Consider the following 26,041-nt stretch of genomic DNA (forward strand, 5'->3'; position numbering starts at 1 on the left):
CCCCGCCCGCAGGCCGTCCCATGCCCGATATCCTTCCCATCAATTTCGCCGAAAAACTGGCGCTGTTTTCCGAACACTGGATGCCCAAGGTCGTCGCCGAGATGAACGACTACCAGTTCAAGCTGGTGAAAATACAGGGCGAATTCGTGTGGCACAGCCACGCCGACACCGACGAGACCTTCATCGTCATCGAGGGCCGCTTGCGCATCGAACTGCGCGACGGCCACATCGACCTCGGCCCAGGCGAAATGGCCGTGGTCCCCAAGGGCGTGGAGCACAAGCCCTGTGCGCTCGAAGAAGTCCAAATGCTGCTGATCGAACCGCGCGGCGTGCGCAACACCGGCGACCAGGGCGGCGAGCGCAGCGCCCCCAACGACGTCTGGATCTGAGCCCGCCGCCATCTGCTAAGGTGTAAGCCCACCAGGAGCAAGCCATGTCCAAAATCATGCTCGTCACGGGCGGTGGCCGCGGCATCGGCGCCGCCGTCGCCAAGCTGGCCGCCCGCCGCGGCTACGCGGTAGGCGTCAACTACCATGCCAACGCCGACACCGCGCACGCGGTGGTCGCCGAAATCGTGCAGGGCGGCGGCCGCGCCGTTGCCCTGCAGGCCGATGTCTCGCAAGAGGACCAGGTGCTGCGCATGTACGGCGAACTGGATCGGCAACTGGGCCGCATCGACGCGCTGGTCAACAACGCCGGCATCCTCGAACAGCAGATGCGCGTGGACCAGATGAGCGCCGAGCGCCTGCTGCGCGTGCTGTCCACCAATGTGATCGGCGCCTTCCTGTGCGCCCGCGAGGCGGTGCGCCGCATGTCGACGCGCCATGGCGGCCAGGGCGGCGCCATCGTCAACGTCTCGTCCGCGGCCGCCCGGCTGGGCTCGCCCAACGAATACGTGGACTACGCCGCCTCCAAGGGCGCCATGGACACGATGACCATCGGCCTGTCCAAGGAAGTCGCGCCGGAAGGCATCCGCGTCAACGGCGTGCGTCCCGGCACCATCTACACCGACATGCACGCCAGCGGCGGCGAACCCGGCCGCGTGGACCGCCTGAAGGGCGTGATTCCGCTGCGCCGCGGCGGCACCGTCGAAGAAGTGGCGGGCGCCGTGATGTGGCTGTTCTCGGACGAGGCCGGCTACACCAGCGGTTCGTTCATCGACGTGTCCGGCGGCAACTGAAACGCCTGCGCCGGGTCTACTTGGCGTCGGTAGAGATGAGGCCGCGTTCCTTGCGGGCGGCGATGCGCGCCTCGACCCGCCGCAGCACCGCCAGCACGAAAAGGGCCATCAGCGTGCTGACCACGGCGGTGGCCTCGCGCCCCATGCCCGCCGCGGCGCCGATGGCCGCCGTCATCCAGATGCCGGCCGCGGTGGTCAACCCGCGGATCTCGCGCTCGCCGCTCAGTTTAATGATGGCGCCCGCGCCCAGGAAACCAATGCCGGCGATCACGCCCTGCAGCACGCGGCTCAGGTCGCCGACCTCCATGCCGCCCTGCAGCGGCACCAGCACGAAGATCGCCGCTCCCAGCGCCACCAGCATGTGGGTGCGCAAGCCCGCATCCTTGCCGCTGCGCTCGCGCTCGTAGCCCAGCAGGCCGCCCAGCAGCATCGCCATGCTCAGGCGCAGCACGATGCGGGTCGCCTCGCCCACATCGGGGATGTCGGCGAACTCGCTGCGCGCGGTGGACCAGATTTCCAGCCAGATTTCCGTCATCGCCGCCCCCCCTTTTTTGATGGGAAATGGTCCGGCCAGCATAGCAGGCGCCGAGCCCCGCTGGCACTAGCGGGTGCGACTGGGGTACAAACTTCGAGGCGTCGCGCACGACTGCGCACGAAACCAACCGGAGGGTTATATGGATTTGCAGCTGGACGGTAAACGCGTGCTCATCACGGGCGCATCCAAGGGCATAGGCTTCGCCTGCGCGCTCGCCTTCGCCCGCGAGGGCGCCGATCCGATACTGGTGTCGCGCGACGGGGCGGCGCTGCGCGCGGCGGCCGAGGCCATACGCGAACAAACCAGCAAGCAGCCCCTGACCATTGCGCTAGACCTCGCCCAACCCGGCGCGGTGCAACACCTGAGCCAGGAAGCGGGCGATATCGACATCCTGGTGAACAATGCCGGCGCGGTGCCCGGCGGGGCGCTGGACCAGGTGCAGGACGAACGCTGGCGCGCGGGGTGGGAACTGAAGGTCTACGGCTACATCGATCTGGCCCGGCACTACTACCCGCGCATGCGCGAAGCCGGCGCCGGCGTCATCGCCAACATCATCGGCATGGGCGGGGCGGCGCCGCGCGCCGACTACATCTGCGGCGCGGCGGCCAATGCCTCGCTGATCGGCTTCACCCGCGCCCTGGGCGGGGATGCGCCGCGCCATGGCGTGCGCGTCTTCGGCGTGAATCCCTCGCGTACCCGCACCGACCGCGTGCTGACGCTGGCCAAACAGCGCGCCCAGGCGCGCTGGGGCGACGAAAGCCGCTGGCAGGAAACGTTGTCGGACCTGCCTTTCGGACGCCTGATGGAACCCGGCGAAGTCGCCGACATGATCGTGTTCGGCGCTTCGCCGCGCGCGGGCTACCTGAGCGGCACGGTGATAGACCTGGACGGCGGCGAGCAATACGCGGGTTAAAGACCGTTCGGCGCGCCAGCCCCCTAGGCGGCCTGGCGCCACCCCGCCAACAACCCTGGCAGGGCGCCCATGTCGGTAAACACGTGGGCCACGCCCACGCCGCGCAAGGCCTCTGCGCCGCTATGGCCGTTGGCGTCCGGGCTATAGCCGAACACCGTGGCGCCGGCGGCCACCCCGGCCGTGGCGCCGGTCACCGTGTCTTCCACGATGGCGCAACGCCGAGGGTCCACGCCCAGCGCCTGCGCGGCCGCCAGGTACACGTCCGGATAAGGCTTGCTGCGCGGCATTTCATGGCCGCTGAAGACGCGCTCGCGAAAGCACTCCGCAATGCCAACCTTGGCGAGCTGCAGCTCCACCTTGCGCCGGTCCGCGCCCGAAGCCACGGCAATGCGGCCGTCCAAGGCCACATGCAGCGCCCGCACCGCGTCCGGCGCGCCGGGGATCTCGACCAGATCCCGATCCAGCGCGGCGTTGCGGCGCTGGCGGAATTGATCGAACCAGTCCGGCGTGATCGTGGCGCCCGTGCGCGACTCGATCAGCGGCAGCTCATCCCTGACGGCCTTGCCCGTGAAGATCTGCATGGTTTCCGCATGCGTGATGCCCCAGCCCAGTTCATTGAGCATTTCGGTCAGCACGCGGCTGGTGATGGGTTCGGAATCGACCAGGACGCCGTCGCAGTCGAACAGCACGGCATCGAAGGGGAAATCAGTCATTGCAGCAAGGTCGGGAATGTTCTGGAAGCCGGTAAGCATACTGCAAGCCTCCCGCACAACGCAGGAGGCTTGCGCGGCATCAGGCCCCGAAGGCCGACCGCAAAGCCTGCCCGGCCAGGTCGAATAGCCGCCGGGCCGCGGGGGTCAGGCCCAGCATGTGGATGCAGGCATGCACCATGCCTTCCAGCCTGTGGGCGCTGACCGGAACGCCGGCTTCGCGCAGGCGCCGCACATAAGCCTCGGCCTCGTCGCGCACGGGGTCGTATTCGCAGGCCAGCAGCGTCGCGGGCGGCAGGCCTGCCAGCGATTCCGCCCGCGCCGGCGAGGCGTAGGGCGAGGCGCCGTCGCTCTCGTTGAGCAGATAGGTGAACCAGCAATACCGCATGACCTCCTCGGTCAGGAAGAAGTTCTGCCCATAGGTCCTGTACGACTCGGTCGAGAACGAATAGTCGAGCACCGGGTACAGCAGCAACTGATGGGCGATGGCCGGACCGCCCCGGTCCCGCGCCATCAGCGCCACCGTGGCCGCGAGGTTGCCGCCCGCGCTGTCGCCCCCCACCGCGATGCGGGCGGCATCGATGCGCAGGCTTTCGGCGTTGTCGCACACCCATTGCACGCCGCGGTAGAAATCCTCGACCGGCACGGGGAACTTGTGCTCCGGCGCCAGGCGGTAATCCACCGAAAACACCTTGCATTGCGTGGCGTTGGCCAGCGCCCGGCAAGGATTGTCATAGAGTTCCAGCGAACACTGGAACCAGCCGCCGCCATGCGCGTACACCAGGGCAGGCAGACCGGTTTCGTGTTCCCTGCCGGCCGGCGTATAGGACCTGATCCGCAACGGCTGGCCTTGCCCGCAAACGGCCTGGTGCAACTCCGTTGCCCCTACTTCTTCGTCCGGGCCCTGCAGCTTGCGCAGACTGATTTCAGTCTCTGCCCGGATCTCTTCGAGCACCATGGGCCCCGACACCGCGGACAGACGGCTCAGATAGGCATTGATGCGAGGGTCGAGCGCCACCTTCAGCCCTCCCGCGACAGGAACGGGAGCAGGTGCTCCAGGAAGGCTTCGGGGCATTCCTCGGTGACGAAATGCCCGCAGTCGGCAATGATCGCCCCCTGCAGATTCCGGGCATTCTCGCGCATGGTGACGAGCGGCGCGTCGCGGGTCGCATGCTCGGCGCCGATGGCCAGCGTGGGCATTTCCAGCATGCGCTTGGCGCGCAGCGCGTTCTGCCTGATGGTCTCCGGAATGGCGCGGTAGTATGCGAATCCGCCGCGCAGTCCGCCGGGCGCCGCATAGGCGTCGATGTAGACCTCGGCCGCGACCCGGTCGCGGCGATGCGACCACTTGTCGAAGATGAAGGTCAGGTAGGCCTTTTCCCTGCCCGCGATCAGCGTCTCGGGCAGATCGTGCAACTGATTGAACATGAAGTGCCACAGGAAGATGTTCTCCTGCGGCGGCGCGAAGATCGTGGGCGCGGGCGCCAGGCCGGGTATGACGGCTTCCGTCAGTGCCAGCCGGCTCACCGCCGCCGGAAAATCGCTGGCCAGCGCGTAGGCCACCCACATGCCGATATCGTGGCCCACCACCTGGTAGCGCGCGTGGCCCAGCTGCGCCATCAACTGGTGCAGCGTGGCGGCGATGGCACCGGTGTCATAGCCCGATGCCGGACGGTCGGAATCGCCGGTGCCGGGCGGATCCACCGCGATCGCCTGGTAGCCGGCCTGCGCCAGCGCCGCCATGACGTGGCGCCACGTGTACCAGGTCTGGGGCCAGCCCGGAATCAGCAGCACGGGCGTGCCGGAGCCCGCCGTGGCGCAATGGATGCGGTGTTCGCCGACATGGACGTACTGGTGTGAAAAGGCGTCGAAGGAAAAGTTCTGGTGTGTCATGGATGATTTCCGATGCGGCGCGGGCCGTTCATGCGATGCCCAGCAGGGCGTTGATCTGTTGCTTGTCGATGGCCCCGCCAGCGAAGTCGTCAAAGACCTTGGAGGTAACCGGAATGATGTGGCGGTTGATGAACTCCACGCCCTCGCGCGCGCCGGTCTCCTGGTCCTTCAGGCAGCATTCCCATTCCAGCGTGGCCCAGCCCTGGTAGTCGTAATGCGCCAGCTTCGAGAAGATCGCCTTGAAGTCCACCTGCCCGTCTCCCAGCGAGCGGAAGCGCCCGGCCCGGTTGATCCAGGACTGGTATCCGCCATAGATGCCCTGCCGGCCGGTCGGATTGAACTCCGCGTCCTTCACATGGAACATGCGGATGTGGTCCTTGTAGATGTCCAGGTATTCCAGGTAATTCAGCTGTTGCAGCACGAAGTGGCTGGGGTCGAACAGAATGGCGCAACGCGCATGGCCGCCCACGCGCTCGCGGAACATCTCGAAGGAAATGCCATCGTGCAGGTCTTCGCTGGGATGGATCTCGAAGCACAGGTTCACGCCCTGCTCTTCGCACTCGTCCAGCACCGGCAGCCAGCGCTTGGCGAGTTCATCGAACGCCGCTTCGATCAGGCCTTCCGGACGCTGCGGAAACGGGAACAGATAGGGCCAGGCCAGTGAACCCGAGAACGTGCCCATATCGGTCAGGCCCAGCCTGCGGGATGCGCGCGCCGTATCCAGCAGGCCTTGCCGCGCCCACGCCGTCCTGGCTTGCGGATTGCCCCGCGCCTTAAGCGGCGCAAAGCTGTCGACCATGGCGTCGTAGGCCGGATGCACCGCCAGCGACTGGCCGTAGATATGGCTGGTCAGTTCGCTGATCACCAGGCCATGGGCGGCCAGCGTTCCCTTGATCTCGTCGCAATAGTCCTGGCTGACGGCCGCCGTCGCGCTGTCGAAAAAGCGCTGGTCCCAGGCGGGAATCTGCAAGGCCTTGAAGCCTACGCCCGCCGCCCATTCCGCGATGGCGGGCAGGCTGTTGAAGGGCGCGACGGCGTCGCTGAACTGGGCCAGGTGCAGGCTGGGTCCTTTGATCGTTTGCATGATTCTTAAATCTAATTGTTTGTCGAACGACAAAGAATAGACGATGCGAAGAATCGGCGCAAGCGCAGGCTACGCACGCCAGGCAGCGCACATGCGGCGTTACACTGCGCCTCAGTTCATTTCAACGAGACCGTCATGGCAGGCAGACCCAGAGAATTCGACCGCGACCTGGCGCTTCAGCAGGCAATGCTTGCGTTCTGGAAGCAGGGTTACGAAGGCACTTCGATGGCGGACCTGGTGGCCGCGACGGGACTGGCTTCCGCACGGCTCTATGCCGCTTTCGGCTCCAAGCAGGATCTGTTCCGCGAAGCGGTAGCGCGTTACGAAGCCGGCGACGGCGCCTTCGCCGAAAAGGCGTTGGAAGGCACGGAAAGCGTGCGCGAGGCCATCGCCAAGCTGCTGGCTGACGCAGTGGCCACCTATACCCGGCGCGGCCGTCCGCAAGGCTGCATGGTGGTGTCGGCCGCCACCAATTACGCCGCCGAAAACGAAGCGGTCATGGCGTGGCTCACCACCCATCGCAAGGCGCGCACGCAGTCCATCATCGACCGGCTCGAAGCCGCGCTGAAGGCGGGCGAACTCAAGCCCGGCACCGATGTGCAGGCCTTGGGCGACTACTACGCCGTCGTGCTGCACGGCCTGTCGGTGCAAGCCAGGGACGGCGTGGGCAAGGCCCGCCTGCTGGCCATGATTCCGCCGGCCCTGAGCGCGCTGGACTCCGTCATGCGCTAAGCCCGTGGCCGCGGTATCAGGGCTACGTCGGGACGAATTACAGGCTATCCGCCCCCAATTTTCTTAAATTGCATTTTTACAATGCAATATGCAAAATTACGGCCATGCACATCCATGCCGTCACGCCTCGCCACGCCGTCTTCACCCTCAATGGCGTCCGCCATACCTGCCTGGACCTGCCCGGCATGTACGGCGCCCAATATTTCCGCCTGCCCGTGGTCTTGCGGCTGCTGCTGGAAAACGCGCTGCGCAATATGCAGGACGCGGAGCGCGATGCGGCCGCCGCGGCCCTGTTCCGCTGGCTGGAGCACGGCACCAGCGAAGCCGAGATCGCCTTCCAGCCCGGGCGCGTGCTGATGCACGACACCACCAGCACCCCGGCCCTGGTCGACATCGCCGCAATGCGCGACGCGCTGGCCGAGGCCGGCGTGGATCCTTCCGCGCTGAATCCCGTATTGCCCGTGGACGTGTCGGTGGACCATTCGCTGGCGGTGCAGTCCTATGCGCGCGCCGATGCCGCGGCCTTGAACCTGGACCTGGAGCTGCGCCGCAACGCCGAGCGCTACCGCTTCCTGCGCTGGGCCTCCAAGGCCCTGTCCAATGTGCGCATCCATCCGCCGGGCACCGGCATCATGCACACCATCAATCTGGAGCAACTCGCGACAGTGGTCTGCGAGCAGGAAAACGCCGACGGCATCGCCCTGCATCCGGACATGATGATAGGCACCGACAGCCACACGCCCATGGTCAACGGCATCGGCGTGCTGGGCTGGGGCGTGGGCGGCCTGGAGGCGCAGACAGTGATGTTCGGCATGCCCACGCTGCTGCGCATTCCCGACGTGATCGGCGTGCGCCTGACCGGCGCGCTGGGCGCGGGAGTCAGCGCGACCGACCTGGCCTTGACCGTGACGCAGCGCCTGCGCGAGATCCAGGTGTCCGGAGAGTTCGTGGAATTCTTCGGACCGGGCGTGGCCACGCTGCCGGCGGGCAGCCGCTGCGTGGTGGCCAACATGGCGCCCGAGTACGGCGCCACCACGGGCTACTTCCCCATCGACGGGCAGACGCTGGCCTATCTGCGCCAGACGGGCCGGCCCGAAACGCTGATCGCGCAGGTACAGGCCTATGCCGAGCGCACCGGCATCGCCTACGACCCCGCTGCCGAGCCGCGTTACACCCGCGTGGTCGACATCGCGCTGGACCGCGTGCAGGTGCATGTGGCCGGTCCGCGGCGGCCGCAGGACCTGCATCCCTACGGACACGCCAAGGCCATCCTGGCCGGGTTGGCGGGTGCCCCTGCGGTCCCTGCGCACGGCCTGCCCCGCTACGCCGTGGCGATCGCCGCCATCACCAGTTGCACCAATACCTCGGATCCACGGCTGCTTACCGCGGCCGGCCTGCTGGCCCGCAAGGCGCGCCGGGCCGGCCTGCGCGTGCCCGCCTGGGTGAAGACCTCGTTGGCTCCCGGCTCGCCCGCGGCGGCGGCGTATCTCGCGCGCGCCGGGCTATTGGAAGATCTGTCCGCCGTGGGCTTCGACATCGTGGGCTACGGCTGCACCACCTGCATCGGCAATTCCGGCCCCCTGCCCGAGTCCGTGCGCGCGGCCATGGCGGCGGGCGCGGTCCATCCCGTGGCGGTGCTGTCCGGCAACCGCAATTTCGCCGGCCGCATCCATCCAGACCTGGATCTGGGCTTTCTCATGTCGCCGGCGCTGGTCATCGCCTACGCGCTGGCGGGCGACGCCGAACGCGATCTGAGCTGCGAACCCGTGCAGGCCGCGCCCGACGGCCGCGCCGTCCATCTGCGCGAGCTCTGGCCTGACGACGCGGAGATAGACGCCGCGCTTGCCGCCGGCCAGCAGCCCGCCGATTACCGCCAGGCCTTCCGGATGGCCAGCGCCAACCCGGCATGGCATGCGCTGCAAGCGCCGGACTCGGCGCGCTTTCCCTGGGATCCCGCCTCCACCGCGCTGCGCCGCCCGCCTTTCGCCAGCACCGAAGCGGCCGGCCAGCTGGGCCGCTACACCGCGCATCCCCTGCTGGTGCTGGGCGACGACGTGACCACCGATCACCTGTCGCCCGCCAGCGCCATTCCGCCGGACAGCCTGATCGCCGACTTCCTGGTCGAACGCGGCGACGACCGCAACGACCTGAACGTCTTCGCATCGCGCCGCGGCAACTGGCAGGTGATGCTGCGCGCCGCCTTCTACAGCAAGAGCCTCGTCAATCTGCTCATACCCGAAGCGCCGGTAGGCCACACGCTGCATGCGCCCAGCGGCCGGGTGGAGCCGATCTGGGAGGCCGCCGGCCGCTACGCCCGGGCCGGCCAGCCCGTGGTCCTGGTGGCGGGCGAGCGCTATGGCACCGGCTCCTCGCGTGACTGGGCCGCCAAGGGGCAACGCCTGCTGGGCATCCGCTGCGTGCTGGCGGTCAGCTTCGAACGCATCCATCGCTCCAACCTGATCGGCATGGGCATCCTGCCCTTGCGCCTGCCCGCCGGCCTCACGCCGGCAACGCTGCGGATCCGGCCTGGCGACAGGATCGAGATCGATGCCCCGGCCGCGGCGCTGACGCCGCGCATGCCCGTGGCGGTCCGCATCCTGCGCGCCGGCGGCGCCGAAGAGACGCTGCAGGCCACGGCGGCGGTCGAGACCCGGCTGGAAGTCAGGCTGCTGCGCATGGGCGGCGTCATTCCCGCTATTCTCTCGGACACCATCCATTCCGCCGTCCGCAACGCATGAGCGCCCAATCCAATACCGCCGCGAAAATCCTGGCGCTGATCCAGGCAGACCGCCTGCCCGCGGGCGCGCACCTGACGGCGCAGAAGATCGCCGACCGGCTGCGCCTGTCGCGCTCGCCGGTCAACGACGCGCTGGGCATCCTGGAGCAACGCGGCGTCGTCTCGCGCAAACCCAACCGCGGCTATTTCCTGGAACGGGATCACACCGCGCTGGCACACATGCAAGGGGACCTGGCGCCGCCCTCCGTTGACGACATCGTCACGCACAGCTACTTCAAGCTGGCCGACGAACTGCTGCGCGGCGAACTGCCCATGCAATGCAGCGAAGCGCTGCTGCGCGCGCGCTATGGCCTGACGGCGGCGCAGACCCAAGCCCTGTTGGGCCGCATCGCGCAGGAAGGCTGGGCAGAGCGGCGGCCCGGCTATGGCTGGGAATTCTCATCCATGATGACCACGCCCGACAGCCTGCTGCAGTCCTACCGCCTGCGGCTGGCGCTGGAGCCGGCCGCGCTGCTGGAGCCGGGCTTTCACATCGACAAGCAAGTGCTGGCGCGTTGCCGCGCCGCCGAAAAGCACCTGCTGGACGGCGGCATCGCCACCGACACCGCCGACCAGCTGCACGAACGCGGCGTGCGTTTCCATGAATCGCTGGTGGAGGCCTCGGGCAATCCCTTCTTCATCGACGCCATCAAGCGCGTGAACCGCGTGCGCCGGCTGCTCTCGTACCGCTCCATGCAGGACCGCAGCCGCTACCGCCAGCATTGCGACCAGCACCTGGCCATCCTGGAACTGCTGGAACACGAACGCAACGAAGAGGCCGCAGCCGAACTGGCGGAGCACCTGCGCAGCACGCTGGACAACCTGGCCCGCATCAGCGGGCTGCTGGCCTCCTAGCGCCGGTCAGAAGTCCATAGACGCGGACAGCATCAGCGTGCGCGGCACCCCTTGGGAAATCGTGCCATACGAGGCCACCCCCGACCAGTAGGCCCGGTTGAACACGTTGACCACATTGGCGCGCAGCGTGAGGTCTTTACCATAGACCTTGGTGGCATAGCGCGCGCCCAGGTCGAACGTGGTCCACGACGGCACCGACTGGGTGTTGCCCTGATTGATGTATTCGCTGCCGGTGTGCATCACGCTGCCGGTCAGGGTCAGGCCCGCGACCCAAGGCGTATCCCATTCCGCGCCCAGGTTCACCGACACCTTGGGCACGCCCACGGGCCGGTTGCCGACCACCGCCTTGCTCCCGGCGCGCGTCAGCTCCGCGTCCAGGAAGGTCACACCGCCCAGCAGGCGCAAGCCGCGCCACGGTTCACCGGCCAGGTTCAATTCCAGGCCGCGGTTGCGCTGCTCGCTGTCCGCGCCGTACACGCCGTTGGTCAGCTGGCCGCTGGGCTTGGTGATCTCGAAGGCGCTCAGGGTCAGCATGGCGCTGTCCAGGTCCGCCTTCACGCCCACTTCCTTCTGCCTGGCCTTATAGGGCTTGAACACCTGGCCGGCGTTGGACGCGGTGGCAGGCGCCACGTCGCCCTTGCTCAGGCCTTCGATGTAATTGGCGTACAGCGACACATGGCTCCATGGCTTGATGACAATGCCCGCCAGCGGCGTGGTCGCGCTTTCGTCGTAGCTGACGGTGCGCACGCCGGTCGTGGCGTTGAAATTGCGGGACTGGATGCGCTGCTGGCGCACGCCCAGGGTCAGCTGCGCGCGCTCGTCCAGGATGCTCAGCGTATCGGCCAACGCCAGGCCGGAAAGATCGGACGAGGAAATCTTGGGCACGTTGGCCGGCGCCGGGATGTACTGCTCCGGCCGCGTGATCGGATGGTAGATGTTCGACGTGAGCGGCGTGCCCATTACGCTGGCCTGCGAGTTCCGGTCGCTGTACAGGCTGCCCATGAAGCTGATGGCATGGCGCACCGGGCCTGTATCCAGCTTGGCGCGCAGGCCTGCGTTGTAGGTGCTGCGGTTGACCTCGAACCTGAAATTGTTCGGCGTGACCACCGTGTCGCCGGCCTCGTTGACGATGGTAGGCGTCTGGTCCGACAGACGCGACACGTTCGTGTCCGAGCCGCCCGCGTCGGCAAACACCGTCAGGCGGTCGCTGATGTCGTACTCGACCCGCAGCAGCGCCGATTGCCCGTCTGACTTCCACCAGCCCCAGGGCTGCGTGGCGTTGCGCCGCCCGTCCGCCGCATGCGGCACATCGATGCCCGCCGCCACCAGGAAAGGCCGCGTGGGCGCGTCGATCTTTTCATTCTGCGTCAGCAGGTCCAGCGAGGCGCGCAGCCGCTCGCCCTGGTAGTCCAGCGACAGCGCGCCGATGTCGGTGCGCGAATACAGATTGTCCAGCGGCGTATCGCCCTGCCGGTGCATGCCGTTGATGCGCACGCCCCATTCGCCGTCATTGCCGAAGCGGCGGCTCAGGTCCGCGCGCGCGCCGAATTGCGAGTCGCCCACGTAATCGGCGGACACGCGGCTCAGGTCCTGCGGCAGCGCCCGCTTGGGCACCATGTTGATCACGCCGCCCACGCCGCTATTGGGCGACATGCCGTACAGCAGCGCGGCCGGTCCTTTCAGCACTTCGACCCGCTCGATGTAGTCGGTGTAGACGTGATAGTTGGGTGCCACGCCATAGACCCCGTCAAAGGCGATCTCACCCAGGTTGCCTTCGCCGATAGGAAAGCCCCGGATGTAGAAAGAGTCGGTCACGCCGCCGATCTGCCCGGTAAAACGCACCGATGGCTCGACGTTCAGCGCATCCGCCAGCGTCACCGACTGACGGTTCGCCAGCAGGTCCGATGTGTAGTTCGTGACATTGAATGGCACGTCCATCACGTCGCGGTTGCCCAGCAATCCCAGCCGTCCACCCCGGGCCACCTGGCCGCCGTCGTACTCCGCCGGCAACGCGTAGGGCGCCGCTGCGCTAGCCGCTACGGTCACTGCCGGCAATACGGTCGCCGACGCATCCGATCCCGACGGCAGCTTGCGCAGGGAATAGGCTCCTCCGCCCTGCTCCGACAGGACGTAGCCCGATCCGGACAGCAAACGGACAAAGCCTTCCTGCACCGTGTAGGCGCCATCCAACCCGTTCGTGCGCAACCCCGACACCATGGCCGGATCGAACGACAGCGGCACGCCGGCAGCGGCGGCAAACTGAGCCAGCGCGTCGCCTAACGGACCGGCGGCGATCGCGTAGGGCTTGCGCGCAACGGCGCTCACCGTATCGGCCGCCACCACCTGTTGCGACGCCCCCGTGGCGGCCAACAGCGCCAAGCCCATGCCGGCTGCCCGTAGCATCGCCGCCAGCGGCGTCAGCACGGCTTTGCCGCGCACGGGGCGCGGCGAACGGGAGATTCGGGAAACCATGAAACCATCCTTCGTAAGGGTCTGGGCGGCGCGCGATTCGCGGCGATTCACCCGATACACCGGACGAAGCGAAGAAAAGGTTCAGCCAGTTCGCGATTAATTTGTAACGCCGGCGCGCGGTACCACCGTCGTCCAGTACGGCGTGACCTTGCTCACCCTCACGGGCAGGGTCTTTTCCAGCAAGCGCAAGCTGGCATCGATATCGTTCAACGGAAACGCCCCGGACACGCGCAGCCCCGCCACTGCTGGATCGCAGCGCAGCATGCCGCGGCGATACCGGGCCAGTTCATCCACCAGGTCGGCCAGCCGCCAGTTGCGCGCGGCAAGCATGCCCTGCTCCCACGACGCCGCCGACGTCTCCACCGGGATCTGGGGTTGCACCTCGCGCCCGTTGAAGACGGTCTGCCGTCCGGCTGGCAGCACCGTGGCGCTGCCAGCCGCCGCCACGGGCCAGATCTCCACCGCGCCCTCGAAGACCGCCACGCGCACGGCGTCGCCGTCGTCACGCACCAGGAAGCGAGTGCCCAGCGCGCGGATCGCGCCTTGGGCGGTCTGGACGATGAAGGGACGGCGCAACTGCGGCGTATCGCTACCCGTGGTCAGCAGGATTTCTCCCGCCCGCAACCAGATCGTGCGCTGCTGTGCGGTGTAGTCGATGTCCACCGCGCTGGCGGTATTGAGCACCAGTTGCGTGCCATCGGCCAATTCCAGGCGGCGCTGCTCGCCGGTCGCGGTGCGCGCATCCGCGCTCCACTCGCGCCAGGGCAGCTCGCGCCAGCCCAGCCATGCCACGGGTCCCGCGATCAACAGGCCGGCCAGCGCGCGCGCGGCCTGGCGCCGACCCGGGCGATCCAGCCGGCGCAAGGTATCGCCAGCGATGCGCGGAGGCACCTGGCCGAATCCGCGCAGCATTTCTTCGGCGCGTTGCCATGCGGCGGCGTGCGCCGGGCTGCGGGCGCGCCAGCGGTCGAACGCCTCGCGCTCGGACGGCGACAAGGTCTCGGATTGGAAGCGCACCAGCCAGCCGGCCGCTTCCCTCAGAATCGCGGGGTCGATCACGCGTCGGCCTGGCTTGCGATCAGGCATGCGGTCAGCGCCGCCTGCATATGGCGCTTGACCGTGGACAGCGACACGTCCAGGCGTTGCGCGATCGCGTCATAGCCCATGCCGTCGAACTGCGACAGCAGGAAGATCTCGCGCGTTTTGGCGGACAGCGTCCGCAACGCCGTATCGATGGCATGCAAGGTTTCCAGGATCAGCGCGCGCGCCTCCGGCGACGGCGCCTGCTGCTCGGGCAATTGCGCCACCGTGGCCAGATAGGCCTCTTCCAGCGTTCTCCGGCGCCAATGGTCCACCACCAGGCCCTTCGCGATGTGCGTCAGCAACGCGCGCGGCTCCGCGCCCGCCTCCGTCCTGCGCCGCCCGGCCATCAGGCGTACGAAGGTGTCATGGGCCAGGTCCGCCGCGTCGAAGGAATTGCCCAGCTTCCTGCGCAACCAGACCGACAGCCAGCCGTGGTGGTCACGATAGAGTTGCGCGACGTTGTCGGCGGGAGGGGAGTCGGGCGGAGGCAAGGCGCACCTGGCGATAGAATCTAAATAGGAACCATTTATATTCTATCGTATCCTTGCCCCGCTCTGGACGCGTCCCTGGCTACCGCAGCGGCGCGCCGCCAATCAGAACTTGGCGGTCAGGTTGACGAACACGCTTCTGGGCTCGCCGTAGTAGACCTGGTTGCCCACGCCGCCCAGGTAGTACTTCTTGTCGAACAGGTTGTTCAGGTTCATCTGCGCCGACAGGCGCGAATTGAACTCATAACGCGCCATCAGGTTGTAGATCGCGTAGGCCTTCTGCTTGACCGTGACCGTGGCGTCGCCGGCGCTGACTTCGGAGTAGCTCGACAGCTGCCAATTGACGCCGCCGCCCACCGTCAGGCGGTTCCATGAACCCGGCAGCCGATAGGTGGTGAACAGCTTGGCCACCGCGCGCGGACGCTCGGGATTGACCGACACGCCCTGCGCATCGCGGCTGGTGTAGTACGTGCCTCCGGCATAGGCGTTCCAGCCCTCCGACAACAGCCCGCTCACTTCCAGCTCGATGCCCTTGGTGGTGACGCCGTCGGCGGTCTTGTAGGCCTGGTCGGGCGTGCCGGGCACCAGTTTGTCTCCGTCCAGCACCGCGACCTTGCTTTGCCTGACCTTGAACAGCGCGACGGAAGTATTCAACCTGCCGTCCAGGTACTCGCCCTTCAGGCCCACTTCATAGTTCTGGCCCTGCACCGGATCCAGATAATTGCCGCTGCTGTCCCGATTGTCCTGGGGCTGGAAGATGTCGGTATAGCTGACGTAGGCGGAGTAGGTGTCGTTCAGGTCGACCACCACGCCGGCGTACGGAATGAACTGGGAATCCTTCTGGTCGCGCGTGGGCGATTTCGATTCCCAGCTCGCGTAACGGCCGCCCGTGATGACGGTCAGATTGTCGGCCAGCGACCACCGCGCCGCGGCATAGACGCCGCGTTGGTGCGTCACCGTGTCCCGCAAGCTGGCCTCGGTCCAGGTCGGCTGCGCGTACGAGCCGTCCCACTGGTAGAAGTTGCCGGTATCCGCCAGCGTGGCGCGGTCGAAGCCGTAGCGGTAGAAGTCCTCGCCGTAGCGGCTGCGCATGGCGCCCACCACCAGCTCGTGCTTGCGGCCGAGCAGGTTGAACGGCCCCGTGGCCTGCAAGTCCAGCGAGGTCTGCTGCGCGTAGGAATTCCAGTATCCCGGCAGCGCCGCCAAGCCGGTTCCGGTTGCACGGTCCAGGTCGCCGTACAGGTACAAAAGCTTGGCGTCGTACTTGCTCTTGCGTTGCGACCAATCGGCCTTGACCGCCCAATCGTTGGCGAAGCGATGTTCCAGCGTGGCGAATACGGTCTGGTTGGTCGTATGCCAGTAGGTCCAGTCCGCCGCGGTGGTCTTGGAACGCCGCCAGTCGGTCGGCGTGCCGTCGCTGAACACCACCGGCAGGCTGCCCCAGGTGGATCCGCGCGGACGCTTGTCCTGGTAGTCCGCGCCCAGGCTCAACCGGGTCGATGGCGTCAGGTCCGCATCGATGACGCCATAGAACACCTGCTTGTTGGCATGGTACAGATCGATGTAGGAATCGCGCCCCTGGTACATCGCCACCATGCGCGCACGCACGGTGCCTTCCTGGTTCAATGGCGTGGACATGTCCACCGCGCCGCGATATTGATTCCACGACCCCGCGCCGGCGCTCACCGTTCCGGTGAATTCTCGGCTATTGGCATGCTTGCGCACCAGGTTGATCGAAGCGCCCGGATTGCCCGCGCCCGTCATCAGGCCGGTCGCGCCGCGCACGACTTCGATGCGGTCGTAGATGAATGAATCGTTGTCGGATTCGCCATACATCGACAGGCCGATGGTGGTGGGAACGCCGTCGTACTGCAGGCTGTCGATGTAGAAGCCGCGCGACCAGAAGTCCGTGCGATCGGTGTCCTCGCTGACCACCTGCACGCCCACCACGCTGCCCATCACTTCGTCCAGCGACCGCAGGTTCTGGTCGTCGATGCGCTGGCGTGTCACCACGCTGACGGACTGCGGCGTTTCGCGCAGCGACAAGGTCAGGCCCGTGGCGGCGGCCGATGCCGGAGTCGTGTAGGAGCCGGTGCCTTCGGTCACCGCCGGATTCATACTGCCCAGCACCGTCACTGGCGCAAGGCTGGCCACGCCGCCATCGCGCGACAAGATGATGCTGTCGCCCTGCCAACGGTACGTCACGCCCGTGCCTTGCAACAGGCTGCGCAAGGCCTCCTCGGGCGGTAGCCGGCCGCGCAGGCCGTTGCTGCTTACACCGGCCACCACTTCAGGCGCGTAGAACACGCGCACCTTGACCTGCGCCGCCCATTGCATCACGGCATCGCCCAAGGGCTGTGCCGCGATGTCGATAGGCACGGCGGGCGCTTGCGGCTGAGCAATCGCCGGCGTGCCCGCCGTCGCCAAGGCCACTGCCAACAGCAGGGAAGAAAACATGAACCGGGGAGATGCGCACGCAAGGCGCGCAACGGCGGGGAAATGCCGGGCTGCTGGAATAGTCACAAGTACCTGCTGTTCTGTTCGACGATACGGGGAACGTTTCCCGAGATGGAAACGCGGCGGTTGCCGCCTTCCTTCGTAGAACGAATCAGCCCAAGATAAACCTGAATCCCATTCTCATTTATTTTGTAACCGCGCCTCGATGAAGCTACTTTGCGCTGATGTCGATGGCGCCGTCCGGGCGCGGCGTCAGGCGCACCGGCGCCACCGCCGGCAAGGCGTCGACCAGGGCTTCGGGCCGATCCAGGCTGAATGACGCCGATACCCGCAAGCGCCCCGCCCTGTCGTCCGCCAGCCGCAACGGCGTGGGCAAATAGCGGTTCATATCCCGCACCACCTCGGCCAGCGGCGCGTTCTTGAACACCACCCGCCCTTCGCGCCACGCGATCGCGCTCTGGACGTCGGCGGGCGCGGGCACGCCGATCGCGCCGCTGGCTGGCACGCGGATGCCGTCCCCCCCGCGCAGCACGGCATGACCCATGTTCCACCAGCGGCCGCCCGACACCTCCACGGTGCCGGACGCCACCAGCACCGCGACCTGATCCTCGTCGCGCCGCACATCGAAGATGGTGCCGGTCACGCGCACCACGCCGCTGCCTGCGCGCACGATGAATGGCCGCGCCGCATCGGCGCTGACGGTGAACAGGATCTCGCCGCCGTCCAGCGCCACTTCCCGGCGCCCGGCGTACAAACGCACCTCGGCGCGCGTCGCGCCATTGAGTGCCAGCACGGAACCATCGGGCAAGGTCACTTGCCGGCGTTCGCCGCGCTCCGCAACCAGCGTCGCGGAGTATCCCGGAATCTCCGCCGGCAGGTTCCACCACGCCACCATGGCGGCCGCAGCCAATGCCGCACAGCCCGCGGCCATGCGCAGCGCCAGGCGGCGCTGCCGTTGCGGCCGGGGCCGGGCCGGAATCTCTCCGCCCAGCAAGGTCCGCACTTGATCGCGGGACATTCCGGCGGCGGCCTTGCCCAGTTGCTGCATGCGGTCGAACTCGCGCGCGGCCTCGGGATGATCGCGCCGCCAGCGGGCAAACTCGCGTCGCTGGCGGCGCGTCAGGTCGCCCGAATGCCAACGCGCGAACCACTGCGCCGCCGTATCGGGCGCGCCCTGCTCATCGCGGTCGTTGGTGGAAGGCATCGTCATGGATTGTGTTCACGCATGCGGTCGCGGACGAATTCGATTGCCCGCATGACGTAGCGTTCGATCATGTTCTTGGACAGGCCCATATGCTGCGCCACCTCGGCCTGCGTCCAGCCTTCGATGCGATTCAGGACAAAGGCCTCGCGGCACTTGGGCGGCAATTCTGCCAGGACTTGCGCAAGATCGTCCGCCAGACGCGACGCGCGCACCGGCGACTCGGGGTCGGTCCAGGCGGGCTGATCAGCCTCGTCCAGCAGGTCCAGCGGCACATGCTCGGTCCGTTCCTGCCGGCGCCAGCGGTCGATCAGGCGATGTCCGGCGGCCTGGAACAGGTAGCTGCGCGCCTTCAACGCGACGCTGGCGTCGGCCTTCAGCAGGCGTTCGATGGCATCGTGCGCCGCGTCCTCAGCATCATGCCGGTTGCCGACTCTACGGCTCCATACCCCTACCAGCTCGTCGTAGTAGGCGAGCCAGCCGGAACGGGGCGGAGGGGAACGGGACATGGACCGATCGGACAACGGAGATGGCGACGCCGCGAATTTTACAAATAATTCTCATTATCGCAACTGCCTGCCACTGTCCTTGCGGCCCCTCCCGCGCGCCGCCTCAGTAATCCATGGGAACGTGGCTTTGCGCTTCTCGCAGTTCCTGGATGTGGCGCTCGGCTTCCTGTCTTTCGACGGCGGGCGGCAACGGGCGCCAGCTCACCATGTTGCCGGGCGTTTTCACCGGCATCCAACCCAGCACGCTGTAAAGCGTGATGGCCGTGCATCCTGTGTCGTAGCGCGTTTCGTAGTATCCCTGCCGGTCCGGCTTGGTATCGCCGGACGTCCAATCCAACTGAGACATCCACGTCTCCTCTTTCTGAAGCTTGTAGTCCCGCCACCGGGCGAACGACGCTTGATCGTATAGCGGCCCCGTGCGCCTGTGCTGCCACCTTGCGCCCGCTTTGCAATTCTTGATAGAGGGGAATCCCTGACATTCTGATAGGCGTCGATTGCTTAACCTGGAAAAGCGGGGCTAGGATGTAGCAAAATATTCTTACAAACACGGGAGCGGGGATCTTCGCTTGCACGGACTCTTGAGCGAACCGCCATGTCGAAACTGGCGTTGATGCGTTATCCAAAGGATCGGCTGGCCGCGCTGGCGGGCGCAAGCGCCCTGCGCGCCATACGGGAGGGCCTGCTCTGGACCTTACCGTGCCTGCTGGTCACGGCGTTGTTCCTGGTGCTGACCGTCATCGCCCGGCAACTGGGCCTGCCAGCCACCGTCGTGGAACTGTTGACCGCCGTCCACGACAAGCTGACGAACCTTATGCCTATCCTGGCCGGCACGTCCATCGGCTACATGCTGTCGTTCCGCCATCGGGTGCCGCATCTGCCCACCGCGTTCCTGTGCCTGTCCTACGTGATGATCGCCGACGGCCTGATGGCGCCCTACCCCCAGGCCGCCGCCACCCTGGTACTGTTCATCGCCATCGTTTCGCCCTTGCTGACCGTGCCGTTGATGGCGTGGCTGCACCGTCGCCGCTGGACCCAGCTGGCGCCAGACGGCGTTATCAGCGATAACGTCCGCGACACGCTGAACATGGTCGTGCCCGGCCTGCTGACGGCCGGCCTGGTCGTGCTGACGCTCTCCGCCGCGCTCCAGATCCCCGCCGTGGCGCAGTTCAACATACCCTTGAGTCTGGCCTCGCTGGACAGCCCCTTCACCTCGGGCGCGCTGATCGCCGGCCTGAATTCGCTGCTGTGGTTCTTCGGCATACACGGCTACCACGCCCTGGCCCCGCTGATGAGCGTCATGGACCAGGCGGCCATGCTGAATTCCGCCACCCAGTCCGCCGGCTACGAAGGCATGTATGCCTTGAACAGCACCCTCCTGGGCGCTTTCGTCTTCATCGGCGGATCGGGCGCGACGCTGTCGTTGGCCGTGGCCATGCTGGTGTTTGCGCGCACCGAATCGCTGCGGCTGCTGGCGCTGGCCAGCCTGCCGGTGGCGCTGCTGAACGTGAATGAAATCCTGCTGTTCGGGCTGCCGCTGATCCTGAATCCGCGCCTGCTGGCGCCGTTCATCCTGGCGCCGGTGACCAACGCCATCCTCGCGCTGGCCGTCGTGCAACTGGGCTGGCTGCCTTCCGCGGCGACGACCTTGCCGCTGACCTCGCCGGTACTGTTCAACGCCTACATTGCCGCCGGCGGCAGCCTGGGCGGCGTGGCGCTGCAGCTCGTGCTGGTGGCGCTGGGCGCGTGTCTGTACGCGCCCTTTGTCGTCGCACTGGAGCGGCAGCGCCAGGAAAGCGCCACCGTCTACTTCAAATCGCTGGACACGACCTTCACGCGGCTGCAAGAGGAATCGCTGCTGTACGCGCACGATCCGGTGGTGCAGACCTATGCCGACCGTGCACGCCGCAACGCCGAAAACACGCGCATCCGCGCCATCAGCCAGTACGACTTCCATCTGGAATTCCAGCCGCAGGTGTCATTGCGCAGCGGCCTGTGCACCGGCTGCGAAGCGCTGCTGCGCGCCACCGGACCCGACGGCGCGCGGCAAACGCCGGTGGAATTCCTGCGCTGGCTGGCGCAGGCCGACCTGATGCGGGAGGTGGACCTGTGGGTGGCCAGACAGGCCGTGCAGCAATGTCTGCAATGGCGCAAGCGCGACTTCCGCTTGCCGATGACCATCAACGTCACGGCCGGCACGCTGACGTCCGGAGACTACCTCGAAAAACTGATCAAGGTGCTGGCGCAGGCCGGCGGACAGATCTCGGTCGAGTTGACCGAAGACGCGCTGGTGGAGGACACCCAGGCGCTGCACACCGCCTTCGACCGTCTGCATGCGATAGGCGCCCGCATCTACATCGATGATTTCGGCACCGGCTATTCCGCCCTCAGCTATCTGCACCAGTTCGAAATCGATGCGGTCAAGATCGACCGCAGCTTCGTCGTGGCGCAAGACAGTCCCCGAGGCGCGCTGGTCCTGAACGGCTTGCTGCGCTTTTGCGAAGCGCTGAACCTGCAGATCGTGGTGGAAGGCGTGGAAACGGACCAGCAGCTGATGGCGCTGGAATCCCCCGCCGAGATCATCGTGCAGGGGTGGTACTACAGCAAGGCTTTGTCGGGCGACAGCCTCATGGACTACGCGCGCCGGCGTCAGGCTGCGCCGCCGCTGCGGGCACAGCCTGCGCCCGCGGCGCCTACTTGATGCCGATGAACGGCAGGGCCGCGTTCGGCACCTGCGTGGTCGGCAGCACGCCGTCCCACTTCTCCACCGCGTTCAGGCTCACCAGATTGGTGTTGGCGGCCAAGGCCTCGGCCTTGGCGCGGATCGCAGCCGCTTCGGCGTCGCCGCGCATGCGGATGCCGTCGGCCTCGGCCGTGAACTGCTGGCGGCGCGCGTCGGCTTCCGCCTTGGCCTTGACCACCTGGATCTCGGCCGTGATCATCGCCGTTTCCTTCTGTTGGCGGGTCGTCTCGATCTGCACCTGCGCCAACATGCGCTGTTCGATCGAGTGCTCATAGGCCTGCGAAAAACCGACTTCCTCGATCTGCACGCCCACCACCTGCACCGGTGCGCCTTCCATCGTCTTGAGCACGGCAGCATTCACGTCCTGGCCCAGCTTCTGGCGTTCCTGGATGGCGCGTACCGCCGTGTATTGGCCGAACACGTTCTTCACCGAATCCGGGGTCTTGCGCTCCAGCACGCGCATCTGCAGATTGCTGATGGTGCCGTATTCCGAGTACAGCTCGGCCACGTGCTCGGACGGCACGCGATAGGTCACCGACACGCGCAGCGTGGCCGGTTGCTGGTCATAGCTGTAGGCTTCCAGCTTTTCAAACACGAACGTGTGGTCGCGCACCGACACCGTCATCACGTTGTCGATGAACGGGGTCTTGAAGTCCAGGCCCGGTTCCGACACGCGCACCAGCTTGCCGTTGCGCAGCACCACGCCGCGCTCGCCCTGGTCGACCTGGAACCAGGAATCGAAGGCCAGGAACAGAATCAGCAAAAACAACACCGCCGTGATCACCGCGATCTTGAAACTACGCGGCTTTACGGCACCAATCGTCTTGACCATCTGGATATCTGTCGGCTTCACTTCGAATCCCTTTCTGATTTTGAACGTTTACGGTCCGAGAGCACGGCGGCGATGCCGCGCGCCAGCAAATAGGCGACCACGGCCGCCCCAACCAAGATCAGGAAATACCTCATCGTGCGTTCCCCCCCGGAAAATAAGCAGGGGATTCTATCGCGACTGGAACGTCAGGCGAATTGTGGCGATTGTTGCGACGGCATCGGCGAAGGACAGTGGCACGAACCCAACGACAGCGCTACGCTAGGCAACTCTCTACACTGCAGGAGCCACAACCATGCGCCGCACACCTTCAATGATCGTCGCCATCCTTGCCTGTGCCGCCGTGCTTGGCGCGCCGGCACAGGCCGCGCCGCCCGAGGGCAAAGGCAAGCCAGACCACGCGGGCCAAGGCAATGGCAATGGCAATGGCGGCGGTAATGGCAATGGCAAGAACAAGGGCCAGCAGAGCCAGGACGGCGGCGTCAGCGTCACGCTCAGCACCGCGGGCATCACCGTGTCCACCGCGCGCAGCTATGCCGTGCAGGCCGGGGCGACGGGCTACGGCTCGCTGCCGCCGGGCATACGCAAGAACCTGGCGCGCGGCAAGCCCCTGCCTCCGGGCATCGCCAAGAAGATGGTACCCGGCCCCATGCTGGCGCGCCTGCCCGTGCATCCGGGCTACGAATGGCGCGTCGCGGGCAGCGACCTGATCCTCGTCGCCATCGCCACCGCCGTCGTCGCGGACGTCCTCACGGGCGTGTTCAACTAGGCGCCGCGCGCCATGGACGCCGCCACGCGGCGTCCATAGTTCCTAGCATCAGGCCGCACACTGTTACGTCCCTGCCGCGGATCTATCTGCTACCGTTGAATCGCCTCGCGCCGCGGCCCTGGCCCGGCGCCCACGACGGAGACCGCGCATGCCACGTCCTTCCGAGTCCGCGCCGCTGATCGGCGTGATCCCCCCCTACATGCTGGATCGGCTGGCGCAGCACGCCGATGCGCGGGTCAGCATGCCCGCGGTCAAGACGCTGATCATCGACCAGCAGCAGCGCAGCCTGCGCGAAATGGCGGCGCAGCCGCCGCGCGCCAAGCCCGCCCGGCCCAAGAAGGCAGCGCCCGCCGGCACGCCGCAGCGCGCCGTGCACGACGCCGCCAACACCACCACCCTGCCCGGCAAGCTGGTGCGCGCCGAAGGCGCCTCCGCCAGCGGCGACGTGGCGGTGGACGAAGCCTATGAGCATCTGGGCTCGACCTACAAGCTGTTCTGGGACGTCTACCAGCGCCACTCCATCGACGGCCAGGGCCTGCCACTGGTCGGCACCGTGCATTACGGCGAAGACTACGACAACGCCTTCTGGAACGGCGCACAGATGGTGTTCGGCGATGGCGACGGCGAAGTGTTCAACCGTTTCACGGTGGCCGTCGACATCATCGGCCACGAACTCACGCACGGCGTGATCGACGCCGAGGCCGCCTTGCTCTACCAGGGCCAGTCCGGCGCCCTGAACGAATCCCTGTGCGATGTGTTCGGCGCGCTGGTCAAGCAGCACACGCTGGGCCAGGACGCGCGCCAGGCCGATTGGCTGGTGGGCGCCGGGCTGTTCAAGCCCAAGATCCGCGCCCGCGCGCTGCGCTCCATGGCGGAACCCGGCAGCGCTTACGACGACCCTCTGCTGGGCAAGGATCCGCAGCCCGCGCACATGCGCGACTACGTGGACACGCCGAACGACAATGGCGGCGTGCACATCAACTCCGGCATCCCCAACCGCGCCTTTTATCTGGCGGCCACTTCGATGGAAGGCCCCGCATGGGCCAGCGCGGGCCGCGTCTGGTACGACGCGTTGTGCGACAAGCGCCTGCGCCACGATGCCGACTTCGTGCAGTTCGCGAAACTGACGCTGGCCGTCGCGGCGGAACGCCATGGCGCCGCCGTGCGCGATGCCGTCGCCCGCGCCTGGGCCGGCGTGGGAGTCCAGACATGATCGAGCTGCCATCCCTGGACCTTGCCATGCTGGTGCGCCTGACCCGCGAAGGCGGGCTGGCCTATATGCCGGCATTGGCGCAGCCGCGCAGCATCGACCTCGCCACCTGCCCGCCGGACCTGCGGCAGGAGGTTTGCGACGCCCTGCAACGCGCCGCGCCGGTGGCCGTTCCGCGCTGCGCGCCGGCAGGCGGCGATCAGCGCTATTTCCACGTCGAAGTCGTGTACAAAGGCGACGACGTCGCGGACATCAGCTTCGACGTGCCGGAGACCGACGCGCCCGAGCCACTGGTGCGCTTGTGGAAAAGCCGGGCCGGACAGACTTGAGCGCGGCATCCCGGAATTGCCCGATCTGGATGGCGCGGCCCGCGTAAAGACCGGTGGCCGCCATCGCCAGGCACAAGACCGCGCACAGGGCCAGCGCCAGGGTCCAGTCTCCCTGCGTGTCGTGCAGCGTGCCCGCTAGCGCAGGGCCGCTGGCCGCGAACAGATAGCCCACGCACTGCGCCATGCCCGACAGCGCCGCCGCCTGCTGCGCATGACTGGCGCGCAAGCCCACGAATGCAAGGCCCAGAATGATGCCGCCGCCCGTGCCCAGGCCCATCAGCACGATCCACAGCGTCGCCCAGCCGGGCGCGACGATCAAGCCGGCAAACGCGACGAACGAAGCCGCGGCCGCGCAGAACGCCGCGCCGCGCTGGTCCTTCAGGCGCCGCACCAGGGGAGCCAGGAACAGGGCCGGGACGGCCGACATGAGCTGCAGCAAGCCATGCAGCGTGCCGGCGCGTTCGGCCGTATAGCCAGCATCGCGCAGGATGGCCGGCAGCCAGCTCACGCCCACATAGAACACGAAGGAATTGATGCCCAGGAACAGCGTCACCTGCCACGCCAGCGCGGAGCGCCACAGCCTGGGACCGTGCGGCGCATGCGCCGTGGATGCCGCGGGCGCGGTGTGATTGGCCAGCTGCGGCAGCCATAGCAAGGCGCTGAGCACGGGTAGCACCAACAGGCAGCCCGAGGAAAAGCGCCAGGCCGCGTCGGACAGACCCGCCAGCGGGATGGCAATGGCGGACGCCAGCCCCGCGGCCAGGCTCATGGTCAGCACATAGGCCGAAGTCAGGCCCGCGAGCTGCTGCGGAAAATCGCGCTTCAGAAGGCTGGGCAACAACACATTGCCGATGGCGATGCCGGCGCCGATGACAACCGTGCCCAGGAACAGGCTCCAGGCCGGCCCCAGCGTGCGCACGAGGATGCCAGCCGCGATCAGCAGCATGGCGGCAAACAAGCTGCGCTCCAGTCCGTGGCGGCGAGCCAGGCCCGCCGCAAACAGCGACACCACGGCAAAGGCCAGCAAGGGCAAGGTGATCAGCATGCCCGCGGCGGTGGCGCTCAGCCCCAACTGCTCGCGGATCATGCCGGTCAGCGGCGGCACGCCGGTAATCGGCGCGCGCAGCGCCATGGACATGCAAAGAATGCCGGCGATCAGCAACACGGGATGGCCGGCGGGACGTTTGGAAGTAGGGATATGCGAATTCATGCCGCCAGCTTAAGCATCGCCGCCTTCGCCGAATTTCGCCATAATGACAAATTATCCCTAAATTCG

24 protein-coding genes are annotated in these 26,041 nt (G+C 67.0%); 10 read left to right on the top strand and 14 right to left on the bottom strand.

Annotated elements, in window-relative coordinates:
* Nucleotides 1–20: 20 nt before the first annotated feature.
* Together ACZ5YA_RS15805 and ACZ5YA_RS15810 are read left to right on the top strand one after the other, a co-directional pair.
* Nucleotides 21–389 carry a cupin domain-containing protein gene (locus ACZ5YA_RS15805; RefSeq protein WP_251879459.1) on the top strand — a complete coding sequence of 123 codons (369 nt, stop codon included), beginning with the start codon at nt 21–23 and terminating at the stop codon, nt 387–389.
* Between the two features lie 44 nt (nt 390–433).
* A complete protein-coding gene (locus ACZ5YA_RS15810) occupies nt 434–1,180 on the top strand; it encodes an SDR family oxidoreductase (protein WP_059378814.1) in 747 nt (248 codons plus the stop codon).
* A 16-nt stretch (nt 1,181–1,196) separates the two neighbouring features.
* On the opposite strand, the gene ACZ5YA_RS15815 is transcribed toward ACZ5YA_RS15810, so the two are convergent.
* Entirely contained in the window at nt 1,197–1,715 is a 519-nt protein-coding gene (locus ACZ5YA_RS15815; protein WP_118932967.1) for an MgtC/SapB family protein, read from the bottom strand.
* A 139-nt stretch (nt 1,716–1,854) separates the two neighbouring features.
* Here ACZ5YA_RS15815 and ACZ5YA_RS15820 point away from each other — a divergent pair, with 139 nt between their 5' ends.
* Nucleotides 1,855–2,628: an SDR family oxidoreductase gene (locus tag ACZ5YA_RS15820; protein ID WP_464092750.1), complete on the top strand. Its 774-nt coding sequence runs from the start codon at nt 1,855–1,857 to the stop codon at nt 2,626–2,628.
* A gap of 23 nt (nt 2,629–2,651) precedes the next feature.
* Here ACZ5YA_RS15820 and ACZ5YA_RS15825 read toward each other — a convergent pair whose 3' ends face one another.
* From ACZ5YA_RS15825 to ACZ5YA_RS15840, 4 genes are all read right to left on the bottom strand, one after another.
* The gene (locus tag ACZ5YA_RS15825; protein WP_059378863.1) at nt 2,652–3,341 is read right to left on the bottom strand and encodes an HAD family hydrolase; all 690 of its coding nucleotides are present in this window, start codon (nt 3,339–3,341) and stop codon (nt 2,652–2,654) included.
* A gap of 79 nt (nt 3,342–3,420) precedes the next feature.
* Nucleotides 3,421–4,356 (bottom strand): alpha/beta hydrolase, encoded by a 936-nt coding sequence (locus ACZ5YA_RS15830; RefSeq protein ID WP_059378807.1) that lies wholly within the window; start codon nt 4,354–4,356, stop codon nt 3,421–3,423.
* A 2-nt stretch (nt 4,357–4,358) separates the two neighbouring features.
* The gene (locus tag ACZ5YA_RS15835; protein ID WP_464092751.1) at nt 4,359–5,231 is read right to left on the bottom strand and encodes an alpha/beta fold hydrolase; all 873 of its coding nucleotides are present in this window, start codon (nt 5,229–5,231) and stop codon (nt 4,359–4,361) included.
* 28 nt (nt 5,232–5,259) lie between these two features.
* Entirely contained in the window at nt 5,260–6,315 is a 1,056-nt protein-coding gene (locus ACZ5YA_RS15840; protein ID WP_464092752.1) for a sugar phosphate isomerase/epimerase family protein, read from the bottom strand.
* A gap of 135 nt (nt 6,316–6,450) precedes the next feature.
* Between ACZ5YA_RS15840 and ACZ5YA_RS15845 the strand changes: the two genes are divergently transcribed.
* From ACZ5YA_RS15845 to ACZ5YA_RS15855, 3 genes are all read left to right on the top strand, one after another.
* On the top strand, nt 6,451–7,047 hold the full coding sequence (locus ACZ5YA_RS15845; protein ID WP_118932964.1) for a TetR/AcrR family transcriptional regulator: 597 nt from the start codon (nt 6,451–6,453) through the stop codon (nt 7,045–7,047).
* A gap of 104 nt (nt 7,048–7,151) precedes the next feature.
* Complete coding sequence (gene acnA, locus ACZ5YA_RS15850; protein WP_464092753.1) at nt 7,152–9,785, top strand: aconitate hydratase AcnA; 2,634 nt, start codon at nt 7,152–7,154, stop codon at nt 9,783–9,785.
* Nucleotides 9,782–10,678 carry a GntR family transcriptional regulator gene (locus tag ACZ5YA_RS15855; RefSeq protein ID WP_251879447.1) on the top strand — a complete coding sequence of 299 codons (897 nt, stop codon included), beginning with the start codon at nt 9,782–9,784 and terminating at the stop codon, nt 10,676–10,678. Before acnA ends, ACZ5YA_RS15855 begins: the two co-directional genes overlap by 4 nt.
* A 6-nt stretch (nt 10,679–10,684) precedes the next feature.
* On the opposite strand, the gene ACZ5YA_RS15860 is transcribed toward ACZ5YA_RS15855, so the two are convergent.
* The 7 genes from ACZ5YA_RS15860 to ACZ5YA_RS15890 form a co-directional block, all read right to left on the bottom strand.
* Entirely contained in the window at nt 10,685–13,150 is a 2,466-nt protein-coding gene (locus ACZ5YA_RS15860; protein ID WP_464092754.1) for a TonB-dependent siderophore receptor, read from the bottom strand.
* 96 nt (nt 13,151–13,246) lie between these two features.
* Nucleotides 13,247–14,236, bottom strand: a complete 990-nt coding sequence (locus ACZ5YA_RS15865) for a FecR domain-containing protein (protein ID WP_464092755.1) — start codon at nt 14,234–14,236, stop codon at nt 13,247–13,249.
* Nucleotides 14,206–14,724: a sigma-70 family RNA polymerase sigma factor gene (locus ACZ5YA_RS15870; protein WP_280014644.1), complete on the bottom strand. Its 519-nt coding sequence runs from the start codon at nt 14,722–14,724 to the stop codon at nt 14,206–14,208. The genes ACZ5YA_RS15865 and ACZ5YA_RS15870 overlap by 31 nt, the downstream gene beginning before the upstream one ends.
* A gap of 102 nt (nt 14,725–14,826) precedes the next feature.
* Complete coding sequence (gene fhuE / locus ACZ5YA_RS15875; protein WP_464092756.1) at nt 14,827–17,178, bottom strand: ferric-rhodotorulic acid/ferric-coprogen receptor FhuE; 2,352 nt, start codon at nt 17,176–17,178, stop codon at nt 14,827–14,829.
* A gap of 211 nt (nt 17,179–17,389) precedes the next feature.
* Nucleotides 17,390–18,388 (bottom strand): FecR family protein, encoded by a 999-nt coding sequence (locus ACZ5YA_RS15880; RefSeq protein ID WP_464092757.1) that lies wholly within the window; start codon nt 18,386–18,388, stop codon nt 17,390–17,392.
* A complete protein-coding gene (locus tag ACZ5YA_RS15885) occupies nt 18,385–18,888 on the bottom strand; it encodes an RNA polymerase sigma factor (RefSeq protein WP_059378861.1) in 504 nt (167 codons plus the stop codon). The genes ACZ5YA_RS15880 and ACZ5YA_RS15885 overlap by 4 nt, the downstream gene beginning before the upstream one ends.
* A gap of 103 nt (nt 18,889–18,991) precedes the next feature.
* On the bottom strand, nt 18,992–19,234 hold the full coding sequence (locus tag ACZ5YA_RS15890) for a hypothetical protein (RefSeq protein ID WP_054451693.1): 243 nt from the start codon (nt 19,232–19,234) through the stop codon (nt 18,992–18,994).
* A gap of 246 nt (nt 19,235–19,480) precedes the next feature.
* On the opposite strand from ACZ5YA_RS15890, the gene ACZ5YA_RS15895 reads away from it, so the two are divergent.
* Nucleotides 19,481–21,586, top strand: coding sequence for a PTS sugar transporter subunit IIC/EAL domain-containing protein (locus ACZ5YA_RS15895; protein ID WP_059378793.1), 2,106 nt, complete (start codon nt 19,481–19,483; stop codon nt 21,584–21,586).
* Here the strand turns inward: ACZ5YA_RS15895 and ACZ5YA_RS15900 are convergent.
* A complete protein-coding gene (locus ACZ5YA_RS15900) occupies nt 21,579–22,460 on the bottom strand; it encodes a prohibitin family protein (RefSeq protein WP_118932958.1) in 882 nt (293 codons plus the stop codon). The two genes, ACZ5YA_RS15895 and ACZ5YA_RS15900, sit on opposite strands and share 8 nt — an antisense overlap.
* Before the next feature lie 292 nt (nt 22,461–22,752).
* Here ACZ5YA_RS15900 and ACZ5YA_RS15905 point away from each other — a divergent pair, with 292 nt between their 5' ends.
* The 3 genes from ACZ5YA_RS15905 to ACZ5YA_RS15915 all read left to right on the top strand — a co-directional run bounded on the left by ACZ5YA_RS15905 (nt 22,753) and on the right by ACZ5YA_RS15915 (nt 24,765).
* Nucleotides 22,753–23,226, top strand: a complete 474-nt coding sequence (locus ACZ5YA_RS15905; RefSeq protein ID WP_464092758.1) for an anti-virulence regulator CigR family protein — start codon at nt 22,753–22,755, stop codon at nt 23,224–23,226.
* A 148-nt stretch (nt 23,227–23,374) separates the two neighbouring features.
* Entirely contained in the window at nt 23,375–24,439 is a 1,065-nt protein-coding gene (locus ACZ5YA_RS15910) for a M4 family metallopeptidase (protein ID WP_251879434.1), read from the top strand.
* Nucleotides 24,436–24,765, top strand: a complete 330-nt coding sequence (locus ACZ5YA_RS15915; RefSeq protein ID WP_059378788.1) for a protealysin inhibitor emfourin — start codon at nt 24,436–24,438, stop codon at nt 24,763–24,765. The genes ACZ5YA_RS15910 and ACZ5YA_RS15915 overlap by 4 nt, the downstream gene beginning before the upstream one ends.
* Here the strand turns inward: ACZ5YA_RS15915 and ACZ5YA_RS15920 are convergent.
* Nucleotides 24,689–25,975, bottom strand: coding sequence for an MFS transporter (locus tag ACZ5YA_RS15920; RefSeq protein WP_464092759.1), 1,287 nt, complete (start codon nt 25,973–25,975; stop codon nt 24,689–24,691). The genes ACZ5YA_RS15915 and ACZ5YA_RS15920 overlap by 77 nt on opposite strands.
* Between the last annotated feature and the right edge of the window lie 66 nt (nt 25,976–26,041).

Source organism: Achromobacter sp. JCM 18799 (genome assembly GCF_055395645.1).

Excerpts from the sequence above, each read along its gene's own strand:
- ACZ5YA_RS15805 (WP_251879459.1), top strand. The coding sequence starts at position 21 with ATGCCCGATATCCTTCCCATCAATTTCGCCGAAAAACTGGCGCTGTTT.
- ACZ5YA_RS15810 (WP_059378814.1), top strand. The coding sequence starts at position 434 with ATGTCCAAAATCATGCTCGTCACGGGCGGTGGCCGCGGCATCGGCGCC.
- ACZ5YA_RS15815 (WP_118932967.1), bottom strand. The coding sequence starts at position 1,715 with ATGACGGAAATCTGGCTGGAAATCTGGTCCACCGCGCGCAGCGAGTTC.
- ACZ5YA_RS15820 (WP_464092750.1), top strand. The coding sequence starts at position 1,855 with ATGGATTTGCAGCTGGACGGTAAACGCGTGCTCATCACGGGCGCATCC.
- ACZ5YA_RS15825 (WP_059378863.1), bottom strand. The coding sequence starts at position 3,341 with ATGACTGATTTCCCCTTCGATGCCGTGCTGTTCGACTGCGACGGCGTC.
- ACZ5YA_RS15835 (WP_464092751.1), bottom strand. The coding sequence starts at position 5,231 with ATGACACACCAGAACTTTTCCTTCGACGCCTTTTCACACCAGTACGTC.
- ACZ5YA_RS15840 (WP_464092752.1), bottom strand. The coding sequence starts at position 6,315 with ATGCAAACGATCAAAGGACCCAGCCTGCACCTGGCCCAGTTCAGCGAC.
- ACZ5YA_RS15845 (WP_118932964.1), top strand. The coding sequence starts at position 6,451 with ATGGCAGGCAGACCCAGAGAATTCGACCGCGACCTGGCGCTTCAGCAG.
- acnA (WP_464092753.1), top strand. The coding sequence starts at position 7,152 with ATGCACATCCATGCCGTCACGCCTCGCCACGCCGTCTTCACCCTCAAT.
- ACZ5YA_RS15855 (WP_251879447.1), top strand. The coding sequence starts at position 9,782 with ATGAGCGCCCAATCCAATACCGCCGCGAAAATCCTGGCGCTGATCCAG.
- ACZ5YA_RS15860 (WP_464092754.1), bottom strand. The coding sequence starts at position 13,150 with ATGGTTTCCCGAATCTCCCGTTCGCCGCGCCCCGTGCGCGGCAAAGCC.
- ACZ5YA_RS15865 (WP_464092755.1), bottom strand. The coding sequence starts at position 14,236 with ATGCCTGATCGCAAGCCAGGCCGACGCGTGATCGACCCCGCGATTCTG.
- fhuE (WP_464092756.1), bottom strand. The coding sequence starts at position 17,178 with ATGTTTTCTTCCCTGCTGTTGGCAGTGGCCTTGGCGACGGCGGGCACG.
- ACZ5YA_RS15880 (WP_464092757.1), bottom strand. The coding sequence starts at position 18,388 with ATGACGATGCCTTCCACCAACGACCGCGATGAGCAGGGCGCGCCCGAT.
- ACZ5YA_RS15885 (WP_059378861.1), bottom strand. The coding sequence starts at position 18,888 with ATGTCCCGTTCCCCTCCGCCCCGTTCCGGCTGGCTCGCCTACTACGAC.
- ACZ5YA_RS15890 (WP_054451693.1), bottom strand. The coding sequence starts at position 19,234 with ATGTCTCAGTTGGATTGGACGTCCGGCGATACCAAGCCGGACCGGCAG.
- ACZ5YA_RS15895 (WP_059378793.1), top strand. The coding sequence starts at position 19,481 with ATGTCGAAACTGGCGTTGATGCGTTATCCAAAGGATCGGCTGGCCGCG.
- ACZ5YA_RS15900 (WP_118932958.1), bottom strand. The coding sequence starts at position 22,460 with ATGGTCAAGACGATTGGTGCCGTAAAGCCGCGTAGTTTCAAGATCGCG.
- ACZ5YA_RS15905 (WP_464092758.1), top strand. The coding sequence starts at position 22,753 with ATGCGCCGCACACCTTCAATGATCGTCGCCATCCTTGCCTGTGCCGCC.
- ACZ5YA_RS15910 (WP_251879434.1), top strand. The coding sequence starts at position 23,375 with ATGCCACGTCCTTCCGAGTCCGCGCCGCTGATCGGCGTGATCCCCCCC.
- ACZ5YA_RS15915 (WP_059378788.1), top strand. The coding sequence starts at position 24,436 with ATGATCGAGCTGCCATCCCTGGACCTTGCCATGCTGGTGCGCCTGACC.
- ACZ5YA_RS15920 (WP_464092759.1), bottom strand. The coding sequence starts at position 25,975 with ATGAATTCGCATATCCCTACTTCCAAACGTCCCGCCGGCCATCCCGTG.